Source organism: Nonomuraea sp. H19 (assembly GCF_052068215.1).
Taxonomy (GTDB): domain Bacteria; phylum Actinomycetota; class Actinomycetes; order Streptosporangiales; family Streptosporangiaceae; genus Nonomuraea.
The window spans coordinates 121,449-139,590 of record NZ_JBQHCV010000002.1 but is presented as its reverse complement, the minus strand read 5'-3'; the positions used below and the strand labels follow the sequence as shown (position 1 = coordinate 139,590).

Here is an 18,142-nt window from a genome sequence, read left to right as displayed (position 1 = left end):
GGGCGGCGCGCACAATCGGGCCATGGGAGACGCGTACGTCGGCGCCAGGACGCCGCGACGGGAAGACATCAAGCTTCTGACGGGAAGGGCCCGGTACGTCAGCAACGTCCGGTCCCCGGACGCCGCGCACGCGTACGTCGTCCGCAGCCCCATCGCGCACGGCCGGCTGCTCGGCTGCGACGCCAAGGCGGCCTGGGCGGTCGAGGGCGTGCTCGACGTGATCATCCCGGCCGACGCCGCGGACCTGCGCCTGCCCTGCGTGCACCTGATGCCGGACCAGCGGATGACGTCGTATCCGGTGCTGGACGACGCGATCAGGTACGTCGGCCAGCCGCTCGCCGTCGTCGTGGCCCGTACGCCGGGGGCCGCCAGGGACGCCGCCGACCTGGTGGACCTGGAGCTCGACGAGCTGCCCGCCGTGGTCGGGACGGAGCGGGCGCTGGAGGGCGACGCGCCGCTGCTCCACCAGGACTGGGGCACGAACGTGTGCACGGACTTCACGCTCGGCGACGCCGACTGCGCGGACGTCATCGAGGGCGCCGAGCACGTCGTCGAGATGACGTTCAGGATGGGCCGTGTCTCGCCGTACCCGATGGAGCCGCGCGGCGTGGTGGCCTCCTACGTGGACGAGGAGCTGACCCTCCACACCTCCACGCAGGCGCCGCACCACGTGCGCGAGCAACTGGCGGAGGCGTTCGGGCTCTCCCACGACCGGGTACGCGTCATCGGCGGCGACACTGGAGGCGGGTTCGGCGGCAAGGAGCACCTCTATCCCGACGAGGCGCTCATCTGCCTGGCCGCGATGCGCCTGGGCCGCCCGGTGCGCTGGACCGAGACGCCCGGCGACCGGGTGCTCGCCACGCTGCCCGCGCGGGCCGCCGTGCACCGGGGGCGGCTGGCGCTCGACGGAGCCGGGCGGTTCGTGGCGCTGCAGGTGGACGTGCTCGCCGACATCGGCGCCCACCCGTCCAACGTCGGCGCCTCACCGGCCGTGGTGACGGCCACGCTGGTCCCCGGCCCCTACCGCTTCGACCGGGTCGCGGTACGCGTGCGCGGCGTCGTCACCACCACCACGCCGATCGGCTCCTACCGCGGCTTCGGCCAGCCCGAGGCCACGTTCACCAGGGAGCGGCTGATCGACGAGGCGGCGCGCAGGCTGGGGATCGACCGGATCGAGCTGCGGCTGCGCAACCTGATCGAGCCCGGCGAGATGCCGTACACGACGCGTGTCTACCAGCGTTACGACTCCGGCGACTACCCGCGCGCCCTGCGTACCTTGCGCCACCTGGTCATGCCGGTGGAGAAGGACGACGGGCGCAGGCGCGGGATCGGCTACGCCTGCCACGTGGAGAGCACCGGCCTCGGCCCGTCGAAGGACCTCAAGGCCATGGGCATGCTGGCCGGCGGGTACGAGACCGCCGTCCTGCGCATGGAGCAGGACGCGTCCGTGGTCGTGACGGCCGGGGTGGCGGCGATCGGGCAGGGCATCGAGACGGCGCTGGCCCAGCTCGCGGCGGATCGGGTCGGGGTGCCGATCGAGCGGGTACGGGTGGTGCTGGGCGACACGGCGGCGACGCCGTACTCGTCGATCGGGTCGGTCGCCAGCCGCTCGCTGGTGGTCGGCGGCGGGGCGCTCACCCAGGCCGCCGCCCGGCTGCGCGACAAGCTCGTGGCCATCGCCGCGCACCGGCTGGAGGCCGCGCCCGCCGATCTGGAGATCGCCGACGGCGCCGTACGCGTGAAGGGCGACCCGCAGGCGTCCGTGACGCTGCGGGAGCTGGCCACAGCCGCCTGGCGCGGCTGGGACCTGCCGGAGGGCGTCACACCCGGGCTGGAGGAGCGGGTGAGCTACGACCCGGCCGGCTTCACGTACGCCTACGGGGCGCACGCGGCGGCCGTGGCCGTCGACCCGGAGACCGGTGCGATCGAGGTCGAGCGCTACTGGGTGGTCAACGACGCGGGCGTGCTGGTGAACCCGGCGGTGGTGGAGGGGCAGATCCACGGCGGCGTGGCCCAGGGGATCGGCGAGGCGCTGACCGAGGAGATCGTCTACACCGACGACGGGCAGCCGATCAGCGACTACCTGCTGCCGACCACGAGAGAGATCCCGGACATCGAGGTCGTGATGCTGGAGACGCCCTCGCCCTTCACGCCGGGCGGCATGAAGGGGGTCGGGGAGGCGGGCACGATCGGCCCGCCCGCCGCCATCGCCAACGCGGTCGCCGCCGCGCTCCCGCAGGTGGCCGACAAGATCACCGACGTGCCGCTGACCCCGTCGGGCCTGTGGTCCCTGCTGTAGGCGTCGCCGGTCCGCTGGAGCGTGTCCCTCCGGCGGACCGGCCCTGACGGCGTGACCTGCGTCATTACCGGCCCCGGCGGGCCGGGTCAAAAGAATGGCGAATTTCTTGCCGGAGATTCGAGCCAAAGTGCTTTCTCGTGCGTACAAGTTTCGACAGCAGCCGCACGTCGACCCCAGGCAGAGCAATCATGCTGAACATTTGCCGCCCCCAGAAAAGAGACGCCATGACCACGCTGCGGTCAGCTCGCCGGAGCCGGATGCAGTACGCGTGGCCGCTGCGCGAGGACGCCCAGACGGTCGGTCACGCACGAGAGATCATTCGCGCGGAATTGTCGGCGCTGGCCCTTTCTGCTGATCTCGTCGATGACGCCGTACTCATGGTAAGCGAATTAGTGACAAATGCCTTCATGTACGGCGACGGCCCCTACGAACTCGTCCTCCACATAGACGCCAAAGAGATCATGTGCGTGGTGGTCGACAGCAGCCCGATCCTGCCCGCCCCGTCGCCTCCGGACGTGGAGGCGGAGCACGGGCGCGGCCTGCGTATCATCGCCAGGCTGTCCGACGGCTTCTACGGCTGTCACCCCCAGCGTTACGTCACCCATTCCGACCTCGTGGGCAAGGCCACATGGTTCGCGCTCCCGCACCAGGGCGTCTCCAGCACCGTCGTCCCGATCAGGGCCGGGACGTAAATCCAGCGTTCACCCAAGAGTCGGGACATCCAGCAAGATCGCGGATAAAGTGACAGCCGCAAGCCGGGAATGATCTTCGTCGAGGGACGGGACCCGGCCGTTCTGGAGGCAGAATTGTCTGGCTGGAACCTGCGTACCGGCGCGGCGATCACCACGCTCGCGCTCGCGGCCACGACGCTCGCGACGGGCACCGCGTCCGCCGCCGACGTGACCATCTACTACGTGGATGCCGTCAACGGCAGCGACTCGGCGGCGGGCACGTCCGCCGATACCGCGTGGAAATCGCTCACCAAGGCGTCGACCGCACCCTTGGTCCCCGGCGGCAAGCTGCTGCTGAAGCGCGGCAGCACATGGCGCGGCCAGCAGCTCAGGATCAGCGCGTCGGGCACCGGCGCCGCGCCGATCGTCGTGGACTCCTACGGCACGGCCACCGAGAGGCCCGTGATCACCGGCCACACCGAGGCCTGCGTGAGCCTGGAGGGCGCCCACATCGAGGTCTACAACCTGCAGGTCGGCCTGGCCCAGGACGGCGCGCGCTGCACGTGGGCCGGGATCAAGGTGACGGGCAGCGACAACGTCATCGAGCGCAACCTCATCACCGGCGCCGCCGCCGGCGTCTACATCGCGCCCAAGGTGCTCTACACCGCGGTGACGGCCAACGACTTCCTCGACAACAACCACATGAGCAAGCTCACCCCGAAGGAGGTGAACGACAACGACGACTCGGGCGCGTTCGCGATCCTCGTCCAGGGTGACAGCTCCAACATCGGCTGGAACGAGATCCGCGGCTCGATCGCCTTCAGCTACGACTACGGCATGGACGGCGCGGCCGTGGAGATCTTCCTCGGCTCGGACAACTGGATCCACCACAACATCGCGGTGGACAACGAGACGTTCACCGAACTGGGCACCAGCAGGGACGTCAACAACGACGGCACCCCCGTGGACCCGGACGGCACCTCGGGCAACGTCTTCGAGTACAACGTGATCGACGGTCCCGAGACCCAAGCGGGCGTGGTCACCAGGGGCCCGCAGGAGCCCGGCAATGACCCCGACCCCAACGGCCCGGTCCTGAACACCGTCTTCCGCAACAACTCCATGCACCTGACGCACGCCGACTCCCAGGGCGTCATCTGCGACGCGAGCTGCACCGACGCCCACCTGTCGATGTCGCAGAACATCATCCAGGCCGTGAAGAAGACCGCCTACGGACCCGGGGTCACCGACAGCCATCACAACGTGTTCTTCGGCGCCCAGCAGCACCAGATGGGCGGCGCGAACAACGTCACCGCCGACCCGCGTTTCGATCTGACCAACGCCCAGCACCCGCTCAAGCTGCGTGCCGGCAGCCCGGCCATCGACCTCGGCATCACGAAGGTCAGCGGCAACGACGTGACCGGGCGGGCGATCGACGGCAGCGACGGCGCGGTCGACGCCGGAGCTTACGAATACGACAAATAAGTTTTGTCGCCGCCGTCCTCTACTCTCCGAGCAATTGATCACGCCCGGCATATCTGGAGAAGAGCGGACATGACCTATCTGGAGCTGTCAGAGGACGGCGGCGGATCGCACAAGTTCTACGAGGTGACCGTGGCCGACACACAGGTCACGATCACGTACGGGCGCATCGGCGAGAGCGGCCAGACCAAGGTCACGTCCTTTCCCAGCACGGCCAAAGCCCAGGCGGCGGCCGCCAAGAAGATCGCCGAGAAGACCCGCAAGGGGTACGCGCCGGCCGTGCGCGGGATGCGCCTGCGCCGGGCCGTCACCCGCAGGGCCATCGCCAGCACCCGCTCGACCGCCCAGCAGGCGCCGGTCCTGTGGCGCTTCGACAGCGGCGCGGCCGCGTTCGGCATCTTCGTGGACGGCGAGCGCTGCTGGGTCGGCAACCAGAACGGCGACGTCTACACCGTCACCCACTCCGGCACCGTGACCGGCCGCTTCCGGCTGCCGGACGGCGTCAAGTGCATCGTGGCCGACGACTTCTGGATCTACGCCGGCTGCGACGACGGCCGCGTGTATGACCTGAGCGGCAAGGTGCCGCGGGCCGCGTACGAGATCGCCGCCGATGTGGACATCTACTGGCTCGACATCCGCGACGGCGTGCTCGGCGTCTCGGACCGGGCCGGCCGGGTCACCGCGATCGACTACGAGGACGAGTTCCAGTGGGCGCGCAGCGACGGCGGGAACGCGGCGTGGATGGTCAGGTGCGACGAGGACGCGGTCTTCTACGGCCATTCGGGCGGCGTCGCCCGCTACGACATCTCCGACGGCGCACCCGTCTGGAGCACCCGGACGGACCAGGTGCTGTTCGGCTGGCAGGAGGAGCACTCGGTCTACGCGGGCACGGCCAGAGGCTCCGTGGGCAGTGTGTACCGCCTGGCCAAGGGCGACGGCCGGGTCGAGGCCGTCTACCAGTGCGACGGCGCCGTCTACTCCTGCGCCACCTCACCGGGCGGCCGCCACGTCTTCGCCGGGGACAACCACTCGTCGGTCTACTGCTTCGACGCCTCCGGCGAGCGGCTGTGGAAGCTCGGGACCGGGTTCGGGTCGGCGTTCTCGATGCAGTACTTCGAGGAGCGGCTCTACATCGTCACCACCGACGGCTCGCTGTCGTGCATCGACGCCGGCGAGGCCGCCATCGCCGCGGCCCGCGCGGGCAGCGTGCCGCAGCCGCTCGACGTCAAGGCGGCCGCTTCGCTGGAGGTGGTCGAGCCCTCCGCCGTGGTCGAGACGGTGACCGACGCCGGCGACGGCGTGGTGGTGGAGTGCGTCAGGGAGGGCGAGCGGCTGCGGGTCCGCGTGGTCAGCCCCGGCTACGAGTCCTGGAACGTGCAGTTCCCCAAGGACATCCGCGAGGCGGGCGCCCGTTACCTCGTCGAGGGCCTGCGCTCGGCCGGCCGGGGCGGCTTCTACCGCGCGTACGGCGACATCAGGCGCCTGCTCTGACCCTCCGGGGCGCCGCGTCGGTCCCGGCGACCGCGACTGAGGCACCGGCCTGGCGGCACGAGCCGTGACGATCGACGGCAGGGGCTCGATCGTCACGAGCCCGGCCACGCGATAATCGAGGGGTGCGGCGGCCATCGAGGCGATCGTTACTGCGGCTCGGCGGCGTGGCCGTGGCCGGGGCGGCCGGGGTGCTGGTCCAGGCGGAAGCCGCGCACACGCCGGACGACTCCTTCGTACGACTACGCCGCCGCTGGCGAGAGCTGATCGCGGGATCGGGGTACGATGCGGCGGCGGAGCCCTACCGGACCTGGCTGGCGGCGCTGGGCCGGACGGCCGCCCGCCACCGCGACACGATGGCGCCTTCCCGCACCTCGCTCTGGCCGGATCAGGCGTTCCCGTCCTTCGCGGCGACGCCGCGGCGGCTGCGGGCGATGGCGCACGCGTACGTGCTGGAGGGCACCGGCCTGACCGGCGACGCGGGCCTGGCCGCGGCCGTCGCCGCAGGAGTGGATCACTACCGGCGGCACGTGTACGCGGCCGGCGCCGACCCGGCGGGCAACTGGTGGCACTGGGAGATCGGCGTGCCGAAGGCGCTGCTCGACGCGGCCGTGCTGATCGGCCCGCAGCTGAGCGAGCGGCGGAGCCTGGCCCTGCGGGACGCGGTGGATCACTTCGTCCCCGAACGCCGGCTCGGCGGCTACAGCGGCACCAGCACCGCGGCCAACCGCGTGGACCTGTGCATGGTGATGCTGCTGCGGGCCATGCTCAGGGCCGATCACGGCAAGGCGGCGCTGGCGGTCTCGGCGCTCTCGCCGGTGCTCCGCCACGTGCGCGAGGGCGACGGGTTCTACCGGGACGGCTCGTTCCTCCAGCACACCTACGTCCCCTACCAGGGCGGCTACGGCGTGTCGCTGCTGTCGGGGCTGGCCACGCTGTTCGCGGTGTTGCGCGGCTCGCCGTGGGAGGTCCCCGGCGGGCGGTTCCTGTTCGACACGGTAGAGCGGTCGTTCGCGCCGTTCGTCCGCGACGGGGCCTGCATGGACCTCGTACGCGGGCGCGGCGTCGCCAGGAGGCCCTTCGGCGACCACGACAAGGGACGCGAGATCGCAGCCGCGATCCTGCTGCTCGGCGACGTGGCCCCGGAGACCCAGCGGGCCCGCTGGCACGCCATGGTCAAGGGGTGGGCCAGGCGGGACACGGCCCGGCCGATGCTGGAGCATGCCGAGCCCGCCTTCCACGCCCGCCTCGCGGCGATCATGGACGACGCCGCAGTGCCCGCCGCGCCCGAGCCGGTCGGGCACCGGCTGCTGCCGATGAGCGCCAGGGCCGTGCATCGCAGGCCGGGCTGGTGTGCGGCGCTCAGCATGGCCTCGCACCGGATCGGGCACTACGAGCACGGCAACGGCGAGAACCCGCGCGGCTGGCACACCGGCTCGGGGATGCTCTACTGGTGGGCCGAAGGCCACGGCGACCAATACTCCGACGCGTTCTGGCCGACCGTGGACCCCTACCGACTCCCGGGCACGACCGTCTCGGCCCGGCGGCTGCCCGACGGCGCGGGGGAGGCGTGGGGCGACACCCGCACCCCCTGGCGCTGGGTGGGTGGCGCCACGGACGGCACGTACGCGGCCGTCGGCCAGCACCTGAGCGGCCTGGAAAGCACGCTGGAGGCGTTCAAGTCATGGTTCTTCCTCGACGACGCCGTGGTCTGCCTGGGCGCGGGGATCACCGCCGAGGACCGGGCGGCCGTCGAGACGATCGTGGACAACCGCAGGACGGACGCCCCGCTCACGGTCGAGGCGGGCTGGGCGCACCTCGAGGGCCACGGCGGCTACGTCGTCCCGGCGGTCGGCCACGGTGAGCGGGGCGGAGTTGTCGGGACGTTCGCGGATCAGGGGCTGCGCACGCTACGCGAGCGCCGCACCGGCGGCGGCGTCGCCCGCGACTACGTGACGCTGTGGCTGGATCACGGCGTCGATCCCCGCTCGGCCGGCTACGTCTACCTGCTGCTGCCGGGCGCGTCACGGGAGGAGACCCGCGCGCGGGCCGCCGACCCCGGCTGGGTGCGGGTGCTCGCCAACACCGCCCGGCTGCAGGCCGTACACGTGCCCTCGCTGGGGATCACGGCGGCCTGCTTCTGGAACGCCGGAGCCGCCGGTGGGCTGAGCGCCTCCGCCCCGTGCGCGGTCCTGGTCCGTGAGCGCCCCGACGGCCCGGCCACGCTCACCGTGGCCGATCCCCGATGCGACCTGGACGAGCTGACCGTGACCTGGGCCAGGCCCGGCGGCCTCCTGACCGGCTCCGCGTACACGTTCCGCGGGCTGGCCGATCAGGAGGGCGCCTCGGAAACGGTCGGGCTGCGCTGAACTCGCCCGTGGTCCACGCGACCCCGGCGGAAGCGCGCGATTTTTCCGGGAAATTTCTTCGCGGCCGTGTCGATCCGGCCGGGAGCCGTTCGACGCGTTGATGAAAGCACAGGTCATCACCCATGAAGGGAACGCGTCATGCAGAAGATCACCACGTACCTCTGGTTCGACAACCAGGCCGAAGAGGCGGCCGAGTTCTACACCTCGATCTTCGACGACTCACGCATCCTCGACGTCCAGCGCAACGGCGAGGGGGGTCCCGGCCCGGCGGGGACGGCCATGATGGTCACGTTCGAGCTGGCGGGCCAGCGGTTCTTCGCGCTGAACGGCGGCCCTCGGTTCACGTTCACCGAGGCGATCTCGCTGTACGTCGACTGCGCCTCGCAGGAGGAGGTCGACACGCTGTGGGCGAAGCTCACCGAGGGCGGGAAGGAGTCGCAGTGCGGCTGGTTGCAGGACAGGTACGGCCTGTCGTGGCAGATCATCCCCGGGCGGCTGACCGAGCTGCTGAGCGACCCCGACCCGGCCAGGGCGCAGCGGGCCATGATGGCGATGCTGGGTATGCAGAAGATCGACATCCAGGCTCTGGAGGACGCCGCCCGGGGCTGATCGATGTCCCCCGCAGGATGACATTCCCGTACCATCCGGCGTTCTTGTGCCGGTGAGCGCGCCGCTCACCGGCACCGCCCTATCGGCCGGCCAGTCCGTAGGCCAGGTCAGGGCGTTGTGACGCGATGTGCAGCAGCCGGTTGTACTTGATCACCCGCTCCCCGCGCGCCGGCGCGCCGCATTTGACCTGCCCGCAGCCGGAGGCCACGACCAGCTCGGCGATGAAGTCGTCGACGGTCTCACCGGAGCGGTGGGAGACCATCTGCGCGTACCCGTGCTTACGGCACAGCTCCATCGCCTGCAACGTCTCCGTGACGGTCCCGACCTGGTTGACCTTGATGAGCGCCGCGTTGCCGAGCTGCCTGGCGATGCCCTGCTCGATGACGGCCGGGTTGGTGACGAACACGTCGTCGCCGACGAGCTGGAGCCGCTCGCCGAGCCGGTCGGTGAGGTGTCGCCAGCCGTCGATGTCGTCCTCGCCGAGGCCGTCCTCGATGCTCCAGATCGGGTATTCGGCGGCGAGCCGCGCGTACAGCTCGATCAGCTCCAGGCTGGACAGCCGCTCGCCCGCCACCTGGTAGGCGCCGTCGTCCCGGCGGAAGTGGGAGGCGGCCGGGTCCAGCGCGATGGCCACCTGATCACGGGCGGGGACGTATCCGGCGTCGGAGATGGCGGTCACGATCGCGGTCAGCACCTCGTGCGGCTCGACGAGGTCGGGCGCGATGCCGCCCTCGTCGCCCTGCCCCGTCGGCTGCCCGGCCGCGGCCAGGTTGTGGCGCAACGCGGCGTAGATCTCCGCCCCGGCCCGTACCGCCTCCGCCATCGAAGGCGCCCCGATCGGCGCGATCATGAATTCCTGGAAGTCGAGCCGGTTGGAGGCGAGCACGCCGCCGCTGACGAGGTTGAAGTGCGGCACCGGCAGCCTGGGCCGCACGGAGGACGGAGTGAGGTACTCCCACAACTGCTGGCCGTGGGCGGCCGCGACGGCGCGGGCGGTCGCCATCGACACCCCCACCACGGCGTTGCCGCCGAGCCTGGCCTTGGCGGGCGTGCCGTCCAGCTCGATCAGCGCCTGGTCCACGTCGGCCAGCGAGTGCCACGGCCGGCCCTTGAGCCGGTGGAAAATGGAGCCGGTGATGGTGGCTGCGGCCCGGGTCACGCCCGCTCCGCCATACCGGCTCAGGTCGCCGTCGCGCAGCTCCACCGCCTCCTTCGTGCCGATGGAGGCGCCGGAGGGCACTCCGGCCCATCCGGTCGCGCCGCCGGCCAATGTGAGGGTGACCGAGAGGGTGGGGCGTCCGCGCGAGTCCAGGATCTGCATGGCGCCCATGTCGATGATGTGGAACGCGCACACGGCTCCTCCAGAGGGGGGTACGTCACGGTCTCTTCGACGGTGTCATGACCTTTGTCTCGCATATAGGGCAGATCGCCCTAACCCGGTCAGATCGGACGTCAATTCGTGCCGGCCGCCGCCCTGCCGCGCGCGGGTGCGTACCCGCTCACCCCGGCGGTGCGACGTCGCCGTCAGGCGTCCACGATGAGCTGAGCCAGCGCGCGGGCCGCGCGGGCGGGCCGGGCGTCGGGGCGGGTCACGGCGTGGGCCAGCACCCCGTCGATGAGCACGAGAAGCTGATCGGCGCCGAAGGCGGGGTCGGGATGCCCACGACGGGTGAGCTCGGCGGCGAACAGCTCGTGGAGCCCGTCCTTGTACGCGCGCACCACCGCGTGCGCCGGATGCTCCGGATCGGTCAGCGACAGCTCGGCCGCGGTGTAGCGGCAGCCGTGGAACGACGGGCCGGTGGTGATCTGGTCCAGCTCGTCGAAGACGGCCAGCACGCGCTCCCGAGGATCGTCGCCGGCCGCGTCCATGACCGCGTGATAGTGGTCCTGCGTGGCGGTGGTGCGCAGCGCCTCGGCGATGAGCCCGTCCTTGCCGCCGAAGTGCTGGTAGAGCGAGCGTCGGGCGACGTCGGCCTGCTTGAGTATGGCATCCACGCCGACGTGGACGCCCTGCTTGTAGGTGAGGTCGCGGGCGGTCTCGAGCAGTCGCTCGCGGGGGCCGGGTCGCGTCATGGTCATCTCGTCGATTCTGGCACGCTTGACAGTAGATCAATCATTCTATCTAATGTCGCTCCCAAGTGTGCTCTGCTACGGCTGAGGGCTGGGGCTCTCGCGCGTCGCCCGGGCGCAGTGGGCCTCGGCCTCGGCCCGCAGCATTTCGTGGGCTTGCAGGAACATCTCGTGCACCTCCCGGCCGACCCACCCGGAAGGAACCAGCTCCGGAGGCAGGTCCGGGTCGTCGAAGGGCAGCAGCCGGTAGTCGTGGACCAGCTCCACGCGCTCCACCAGTGCGTCCCGGCCCTTGGGCGGCGAGGAGCCGTATCGGGCCAGCTTGGCGCGGTAGGCCTCGCGCTTGTGGAGCAGTGCCGCGTGCAGCGCGCCGAGATCCCAGCATCGCGAGGCCATGTCGAGATCGGCCGCCTGCCCCGCGGAGCGGCAGGTGAGCAGGTCGAGCCGGGCGACGGGCTCTTCGGACAGGGCGGCGGCGACCTCGTCCAGCCGGTCGTGCGGCGAGACCCAGGTGGACGGCGCGAGTGGGCCGAAGCCCCACCATCGCAGCTTCTTGCGCACCCGGTCACGGGCCGAGCGGTCGCTCTCCGGCACGTCGTAGATCACCATGCGCCAGTGGCGGTCCCAGGGGTCGCGGTCGCGCTCGAAGATCCGCTTGCGCCCGTCGTCGAGCAGCCGCCAGCTCCGGTCGGTCAGCCGGTAGACGGTCGACCGGCCGTCCTTCTCGGTCGCGAAATAGCCTTCCTTGCGTAGTCTGGCCATCACCACCCGCGTCGTGGCCTCCGGCACGTCGAAGGCCGCCAGCAGTTCGGTCAGCGTCTGCAGGCGGGCGGCGCCACCGGAGTAGCGCAGGAAGTCGCCGAACAGGTCGAACACGATCGATCGCGGCTTCGGGTACACGATGCGCAGCTTATCAGGTCCTGCTGAAACAGCTCCTTGCCCTGGTGAACAGGGGCTTTCCGGTGAACGTGTGTCATTTGATTGACGAGCGTCCCATAAGCGTTGTAGCTTTCGAGCGGTTGCCTCATCAGGTAAGGAGCATTACCGTGACTGTTTCCTCCCGGGAAGAGGCGGGGCTGGACCGGCTCTACGCCGGCTTCGACCGGGCCGGATCGATGAGGTTGTCTCGATGAGGCTGGCCACGATCCGCACGAACGATGGCACGCGGGCCGTCCGCGTCGACGACGACGAGGCGGTCGAGCTCGGCCACGGCGACCTCGGAGAGCTGCTGGCCACACCCGGCTGGCGGGAGCTCGCCGCGGCGGGGGACGGCGCGCGCCACCCGCTGGACGGCCTCGACTACGCGCCCGTCGTCCCGCAGCCCGGCAAGATCTTCTGCGTCGGCCTGAACTACCGGGCGCACATCCTGGAGATGGGCCGCGACCTGCCTGCTCACCCGACCGTGTTCGCGAAGTTCGCCGACGCGCTCATCGGCGCCTACGACGAGGTACGCCTGCCGGCCGGCTCCACGGCCGTGGACTGGGAGGCCGAGCTCGGCGTGGTGGTCGGCGACACCGTCCGTCATGCCACCCGCGAGCAGGCGCAGGCGGCGATCGCCGGTTACACCGTGGTCAACGACGTGACCGCCCGCGATTGGCAATACCGCACCACCCAGTGGCTGCAGGGCAAGACGTGGGAGGCCAGCACGCCGGTCGGGCCGTGGCTGGTGGTCGGCGAGGGCGCGGGGCCGTACGAGCTGAGCTGCGCCGTCGACGGTGAGGAGGTGCAGCGGGCCGGCACCGGCGATCTGGTCTTCGACCCGGCCGAGCTGATCTCGTACCTGTCGGCCGTCATCACGCTCCGGCCCGGCGATCTCATCGCCACCGGGACGCCCGGCGGCGTGGGCCACGCCCGCCGGCCGCCGCGCTACCTCAAGCCGGGAAGCGTGCTGGTGACCAAGATCGACGGCATCGGCGAATGCCGCAATACCTGTGTGGTGGGGTGAATCGTGCGCATCGCCTGCGTCGGCGGCGGACCCGGAGGGCTGTTCCTCGCCACCCTGATCAAGCACGCGCGAACCGAGCACGAGGTCGTGGTCTTCGAACGCAACCAGGCTGACGACACCTTCGGCTTCGGCGTGGTGTTCTCCGACCGCACCCTGGACGGCATCCACGAGGCCGACCCCGTCCTCCGCCACGCCCTGGCCGAGCACGGCAGGCACTGGGAGGAGATCGAGGTCAGGGTCAAGGGCGAGCGCATCCGGTGCGGCGGCAACGGCATGGCCGCCATCTCCCGCCAGACCCTGCTGGCGCTGCTGCGCGACCGCGCCCGGGACGCGGGCGCCGACGTGCGCTTCGGCACCGAGGTCGAGCTCGCGGACCTGGACGGCTTCGACCTGGTCGTGGCGTGCGACGGCGCGAACTCGCGGATCAGGCAGCGGTTCGAGGAGGTCTTCGAGCCGTCGGTGGAGACGGCGACGGCCAAGTTCATCTGGCTCGGCACCGACTACCAGTTCGACGGGCTCACCTTCGTCCACGAGCGCGGCCCCCACGGAGTGTTCGCCGTACACGGCTATCCGATCAGCGACAAGGTCAGCACGTTCATCGTGGAGACCGACGAGGCGTCGTGGCGGGCCGCCGGGCTCGACGAGTTCGACACCGGCCGGCCGCCCGGTGCCAGTGACCTCAAGAGCCGTGACTACCTGCAGGAGCTGTTCGGCGAGCAGCTCGACGGCCATCGGCTGCTGGTCAACAACTCGCGCTGGGGCAATTTCCGGACCCGCCGGGCGCGCCGCTGGCGGCACGGCCGCGTCGTGCTGCTCGGTGACGCCGCGCACACCGCGCATTTCTCCGTCGGGTCCGGCACCAAGATGGCGATGGAGGACGCGATCGCGCTCTCCGACGCGATCGAGGCCCACCCCGGCGACCTGAACGCGGCGCTGGCGGCCTATGAGGCGACCGCCAGGCCCGCGGTGGACCGCATCCAGGACGCCGCCCGGCCGAGTTTGTCGTGGTGGGAGCATTTCGCGACATATCACGATGCATTCGAGCCGTGGCAGTTCGCCTTCCACTTCATGTCGCGCAGCATCACGGCCGGGAGACTGCGCCGCCGAGCCCCCGAGTTCGTGGCGGCGGCGCTGGAGGAGTGGCAGGTCAGGCACGGCGCGCCGCCCCTGCGCAGCCCGCTGCGCGTGGGCGAGCACATGCTGCCGGGGCGCGTCCTCGCGGGCGGCCCGCCCGAGTGGGCGACACCGGTGGCGGCGCCCATGGACGAGCGCGACGTCGCCGCGGTCGTGGCCGCGATCCCCCCGAGCCACGCGGTGGCGGTGCACGGCGGCACGCCCCTGACCCGCACGCTCGTCTCGGAGCAGGTACGCCTCCGCAGCGGCCTGCCCACCATCCTCGTGGACGACGGGCTGGACGAGGACGCCGCCACGACCGCGATCCTGTCCGGCCGCGCCGACCTGGTGGCCGTCTCCTCCGCTTGGAGTGCGATCTGATGTTGCACGCTCTGTTCGCGCCCCGCGGCGTGGCCGTCGTCGGCGCCTCACGTGACCCGGCCAAGCTGGGCGCCGCCATGGCCCGCTCGCTGGGCGATTACGACGGCCCTGTCGCGCTGGTGAACGCCCGCGACCCCGCACTGTACGCCTCGGTACGCGCGGCCGCCGCCGACGGCATCCCGGTCGACCTGGCCATCGTCTGCGTGCCGGCCGCGGCCACACCCGGAGCCGTGGCCGAGGCGGCCGCGGCGGGAGCAGGGGCGGCGGTGATCTGCGGCGGCGGGTTCGCCGAAACCGGAGAGGAAGGCGCCGCCAGGCAGGAGGCCCTGCGCCGCATCGCCGACGAGACCGGCATCCGCCTGCTCGGCCCGAACACCTCGGGCTTCGTCGTGCCGGGCAGGAACCTGCGGGCCAGCTTCGTGCCCGCCGCGGCCCGCCTGCCGGTCGGGAAGATCGCGATCGTGGCCGCCAGCGGCGGGGTCAACCACGCGCTGGCCTTCGCGCTCGCCGAGGCGGGGCACGGCGTCAGCCTCGCGGTCGGCCTCGGGAACGCCGTCGACGTGAGCGCGCCCGACGTGCTCGACCACCTGGCCGCCGACCCCGGCACCACGGCCGTGGTGCTGCACGTCGAGTCGGTGGCCGACGGCCCTCGCCTGGTGGCGTCCGTGGCCCGGCTGGCCGCCGTCAAGCCGGTGGTGGCGCTGGTCGTCGGCCGCGGCGACGTGACCGAGTTCGCACGCTCGCACACCGGCGCCCTGGCGACCTCCTGGCGGACCACCAGGGCGGCGCTCACCCAGGCCGGCGCGGTCGTGGTGGACAGCGAGCGGGAGCTCGTCGACGCGGCAGGCGCGCTGTCGATCACCCGGCTGCCCGCCTCGTCCGATGGGGTCGGCGTGGTGACCGCTCAGGCGGGCCCCGGGCTGATGCTCATGGACGAGCTGCGGACCCGCGGGATCCCCATGCCGCCGCTCGCCGAGCCGACCGGCCGGGAGCTGCGCCGCCTGCTGCCGCCGCTGACCTACCTCGGCAACCCGGTCGACACCGGCCGCCCCGGCGAGAGCTTCCCCGAGGTGCTCGCCGCACTGGGCGGCGATCCGTCGCTCGGCCTGCTCGCGGTGTACGCGCTGGACGAGCCGGACGCCGTCGATCTCGCTGCCGCCCTGCGCAAGGCGGGGCTGCCCGGCACGATGCCGGTGGTCGCCGCCGCGGCCGGGCTGGGAGCGGAGCCCGCACGCACCCGGGCCGCGCTGCGCGAGGCCGGCGTGCCCGCGTACGCCGACGTGACCGGCCTGGCCAACGCCGTGACCGCGCTGATCGCCGACGCCCGTGCGCGACATGGCGTGCGCGAGGTGCCGCGAATCCCTGAATACCCGGGCGAATACGAGGGCCCGTGGGACGAGGACCGGGCCAAGGGCCTGTTGGAGTCGCTCGGCGTCCGCACCCCGCCGCGGCGCGCGTGCCGTACCAGGGAAGAGGCCTTCCAGGCGCTCGCCGAGCTGCCCGGGCCGGTCGCGGTCAAGCTGCTGGACGCCGCCGTGCAGCACAAGACGGAGCTCGGCGGGGTGCACCTGGGCGTTCGTGACGAAGCGGCCCTGGGTGCGGCGCTCGACGCCCTCGATCGGGTGGGTGCCTCGCGTTACCTCGTGGAATCGATGGCGGACGACGGCATCGATCTGGTGGCCGGAGCCCGGCGGGATCCCGTTTTCGGTCCCGTGGTGCTGGCCGGCCTCGGCGGCGTGGTCGCCGAGGCGCTCGACGACGTCTCCGTACGGCTCGCGCCGGTGCGCCGCCCCGACGTCGAGGCCATGCTGGGCGACCTGACCGGCGGCGCGCTCCTGCGAGGGTGGCGCGGCGGGCCGGTCCTCGACGTGGCGGAGCTCGCCGACGTGCTGGCTACCCTGGGTGACCTGCTGCTGGCCGTGCCCGCGCTGGCGGAGATCGAGATCAACCCGCTGCGACTGACATCCCGGGGCCTGGTCGCCCTGGATGCCGTGATCATGACTGCTGAGGAGACGAACGATGCCTCATCCGCTCGCTGACGGGGTCGTCGGCTGGCCCGAGGAGGTCGCGGCCGCGTACCGGGCCAAGGGTTACTGGCGTGGCCGCCCGCTCGCCTCTTACCTCCCGGACTCCGGCGAGGTCGCTCTGGTCGACGGTGCGACCCGGTTCACGTACGCCGACCTGCACGCCCGCGCCGACGGTGCGGCCACCAGGCTCGCCGCGCTGGGGTTGCGCCGCGGCGACCGCATCGTCGTGCAGTTGCCCAACGCCTGGCCCTTCGTCGTCCTCACGCTGGCCTGCCTGCGCAGCGGCATCGTGCCGGTCATGGCGCTGCCCGCGCACCGCCGCCATGAGCTGCTGCACCTGGCCAGGCACGCCGAGGCGGTCGCCATCGCGATCCCCGACCAGCACCGCGGCTTCGACCACCGCCCGCTCGCCAAGGAGCTCATGGCCGAGGTCGATTCGCTGGAGCACGTGCTCGTGCTCGGGCAGGGCGGCATCGACCTGATCGAGCTGTGCGCGCCCGCCGCGGATCCGGACGCCGAGCGGGCCCGCTGGGACGCGCAGGCCCCTCAGGGCTCGGACGTGGCGGTGTTCCTGCTGTCGGGGGGCACCACCGGGCTGCCCAAGCTCATCACCCGCACCCATGACGACTACGCCTACAACGCCACCCGCAGCGCCGAGGTCAGCGGCATCGACGCGGGCACCGTCTACCTCGCGACGCTCCCGCTGGGCCACAACTTCCCGCTGGCCTGCCCGGGCGTGCTCGGCACGCTGTTCGCCGGCGGCCGCGTGGTGATCGCGCCCTCCCCGGACCCGGTCAAGGCCTTCCCCGTCATGGCCGCCGAAGGCGTCACCCACACCTCGGTCGTGCCGGCGGTGGCGGGGCGCTGGCTCGAATACGCCTCCGACCATCCGGGGGAGTGGACCGGCTCACTGCGGGTCCTGCAGGTGGGCGGCGCGCGGCTGGCGGATGAGCTGGCCTTCCGGGTGCGGCCGGTGCTGGGGTGCACGCTGCAGCAGGTGTTCGGCATGGCCGAGGGCCTGCTCAACTACACCCGGCTGGACGATCCAGAGGAGATCTGCTGCACCACGCAGGGCCGGCCGATGTGTCCGGACGACGAGGTGCTGCTCGTGGACGAATCCGACAGGCCCGTGCCCGACGGGCAGCCGGGCTCGCTCCTCACGCGCGGGCCGTACACGCCGCGCGGCTACTACCGCGCGCCCGAGCAGAACGCGCGTGCCTTCACCCCCGACGGGTGGTACCGCAGCGGCGACATCTGCCGCCGCGACCCGCACGGCAATCTGATCGTCGAGGGGCGCGACAAGGACATGATCAATCGGGGTGGGGAGAAGATCTCCGCCGAGGAGGTCGAGAACTTCCTCTACCGCCTGGACGCCATCGCCCAGGTCGCCGTCGTCGCCATGCCCGATCCCGTGCTCGGCGAGCGGATCTGCGCCTACGTCGTCGGGGAGCCGGTGAGCCTGGAGGCCGTGCGGGAGGTCATGATCGAGGCGGGCGTGGCCGCGTACAAGGTGCCGGATCGGGTCGTGCACTGCGCGGAGCTGCCCCTGACCAAGATCGGCAAGGTCGACAAGAAGGCGCTGCGCGAGGACATCGCGCAGCGACTGGCGGCGGGCTGAGTCTCACGATGTCGGCGGGCGTCCAGGCGCGCTTGGACGCCCCGTAACCCGGCCCGCCCCGTATTCGTCGTGC

13 protein-coding genes are annotated in these 18,142 nt (G+C 71.7%); 10 read left to right on the top strand and 3 right to left on the bottom strand.

Annotation, left to right across the window (positions count from 1 at the left end; all coding sequences use genetic code 11):
• The first annotated feature begins 22 nt into the window (after window positions 1-22).
• From ACTMTI_RS04170 to ACTMTI_RS04145, 6 genes are all read left to right on the top strand, one after another.
• Window positions 23-2,299: a xanthine dehydrogenase family protein molybdopterin-binding subunit gene (locus ACTMTI_RS04170; protein WP_441118270.1), complete on the top strand. Its 2,277-nt coding sequence runs from the start codon at window positions 23-25 to the stop codon at window positions 2,297-2,299.
• Window positions 2,300-2,523: 224 nt separating this feature from the next.
• The gene (locus ACTMTI_RS04165) at window positions 2,524-2,991 is read left to right on the top strand and encodes an ATP-binding protein (protein ID WP_441118269.1); all 468 of its coding nucleotides are present in this window, start codon (window positions 2,524-2,526) and stop codon (window positions 2,989-2,991) included.
• A gap of 114 nt (window positions 2,992-3,105) precedes the next feature.
• On the top strand, window positions 3,106-4,452 hold the full coding sequence (locus ACTMTI_RS04160) for a choice-of-anchor Q domain-containing protein (protein ID WP_441118268.1): 1,347 nt from the start codon (window positions 3,106-3,108) through the stop codon (window positions 4,450-4,452).
• 69 nt (window positions 4,453-4,521) lie between these two features.
• On the top strand, window positions 4,522-5,940 hold the full coding sequence (locus ACTMTI_RS04155; RefSeq protein WP_441118267.1) for a WGR domain-containing protein: 1,419 nt from the start codon (window positions 4,522-4,524) through the stop codon (window positions 5,938-5,940).
• A gap of 122 nt (window positions 5,941-6,062) precedes the next feature.
• On the top strand, window positions 6,063-8,306 hold the full coding sequence (locus ACTMTI_RS04150) for a polysaccharide lyase 8 family protein (protein ID WP_441118266.1): 2,244 nt from the start codon (window positions 6,063-6,065) through the stop codon (window positions 8,304-8,306).
• A 138-nt stretch (window positions 8,307-8,444) separates the two neighbouring features.
• The gene (locus tag ACTMTI_RS04145) at window positions 8,445-8,915 is read left to right on the top strand and encodes a VOC family protein (protein WP_441118265.1); all 471 of its coding nucleotides are present in this window, start codon (window positions 8,445-8,447) and stop codon (window positions 8,913-8,915) included.
• A gap of 79 nt (window positions 8,916-8,994) precedes the next feature.
• On the opposite strand, the gene eno is transcribed toward ACTMTI_RS04145, so the two are convergent.
• From eno to ACTMTI_RS04130, 3 genes are all read right to left on the bottom strand, one after another.
• Entirely contained in the window at window positions 8,995-10,269 is a 1,275-nt protein-coding gene (gene eno, locus ACTMTI_RS04140) for a phosphopyruvate hydratase (RefSeq protein WP_441118264.1), read from the bottom strand.
• A gap of 170 nt (window positions 10,270-10,439) precedes the next feature.
• Window positions 10,440-10,994, bottom strand: coding sequence for a TetR/AcrR family transcriptional regulator (locus tag ACTMTI_RS04135; protein WP_441118263.1), 555 nt, complete (start codon window positions 10,992-10,994; stop codon window positions 10,440-10,442).
• Window positions 10,995-11,063: 69 nt separating this feature from the next.
• On the bottom strand, window positions 11,064-11,885 hold the full coding sequence (locus ACTMTI_RS04130; protein ID WP_441118262.1) for a PaaX family transcriptional regulator: 822 nt from the start codon (window positions 11,883-11,885) through the stop codon (window positions 11,064-11,066).
• 229 nt (window positions 11,886-12,114) lie between these two features.
• Between ACTMTI_RS04130 and ACTMTI_RS04125 the strand changes: the two genes are divergently transcribed.
• From ACTMTI_RS04125 to ACTMTI_RS04110, 4 genes are read left to right on the top strand one after another with little or no spacing between them, the layout of a single operon-like run.
• Window positions 12,115-12,930, top strand: coding sequence for a fumarylacetoacetate hydrolase family protein (locus tag ACTMTI_RS04125; protein WP_441118261.1), 816 nt, complete (start codon window positions 12,115-12,117; stop codon window positions 12,928-12,930).
• A 3-nt stretch (window positions 12,931-12,933) separates the two neighbouring features.
• Complete coding sequence (locus ACTMTI_RS04120) at window positions 12,934-14,424, top strand: FAD-dependent monooxygenase (protein WP_441118260.1); 1,491 nt, start codon at window positions 12,934-12,936, stop codon at window positions 14,422-14,424.
• The gene (locus ACTMTI_RS04115) at window positions 14,424-16,463 is read left to right on the top strand and encodes an acetate--CoA ligase family protein (protein ID WP_441118259.1); all 2,040 of its coding nucleotides are present in this window, start codon (window positions 14,424-14,426) and stop codon (window positions 16,461-16,463) included. The genes ACTMTI_RS04120 and ACTMTI_RS04115 overlap by 1 nt, the downstream gene beginning before the upstream one ends.
• Complete coding sequence (locus ACTMTI_RS04110; RefSeq protein WP_441118258.1) at window positions 16,444-18,069, top strand: (2,3-dihydroxybenzoyl)adenylate synthase; 1,626 nt, start codon at window positions 16,444-16,446, stop codon at window positions 18,067-18,069. The genes ACTMTI_RS04115 and ACTMTI_RS04110 overlap by 20 nt, the downstream gene beginning before the upstream one ends.
• Window positions 18,070-18,142: the final 73 nt, after the last annotated feature.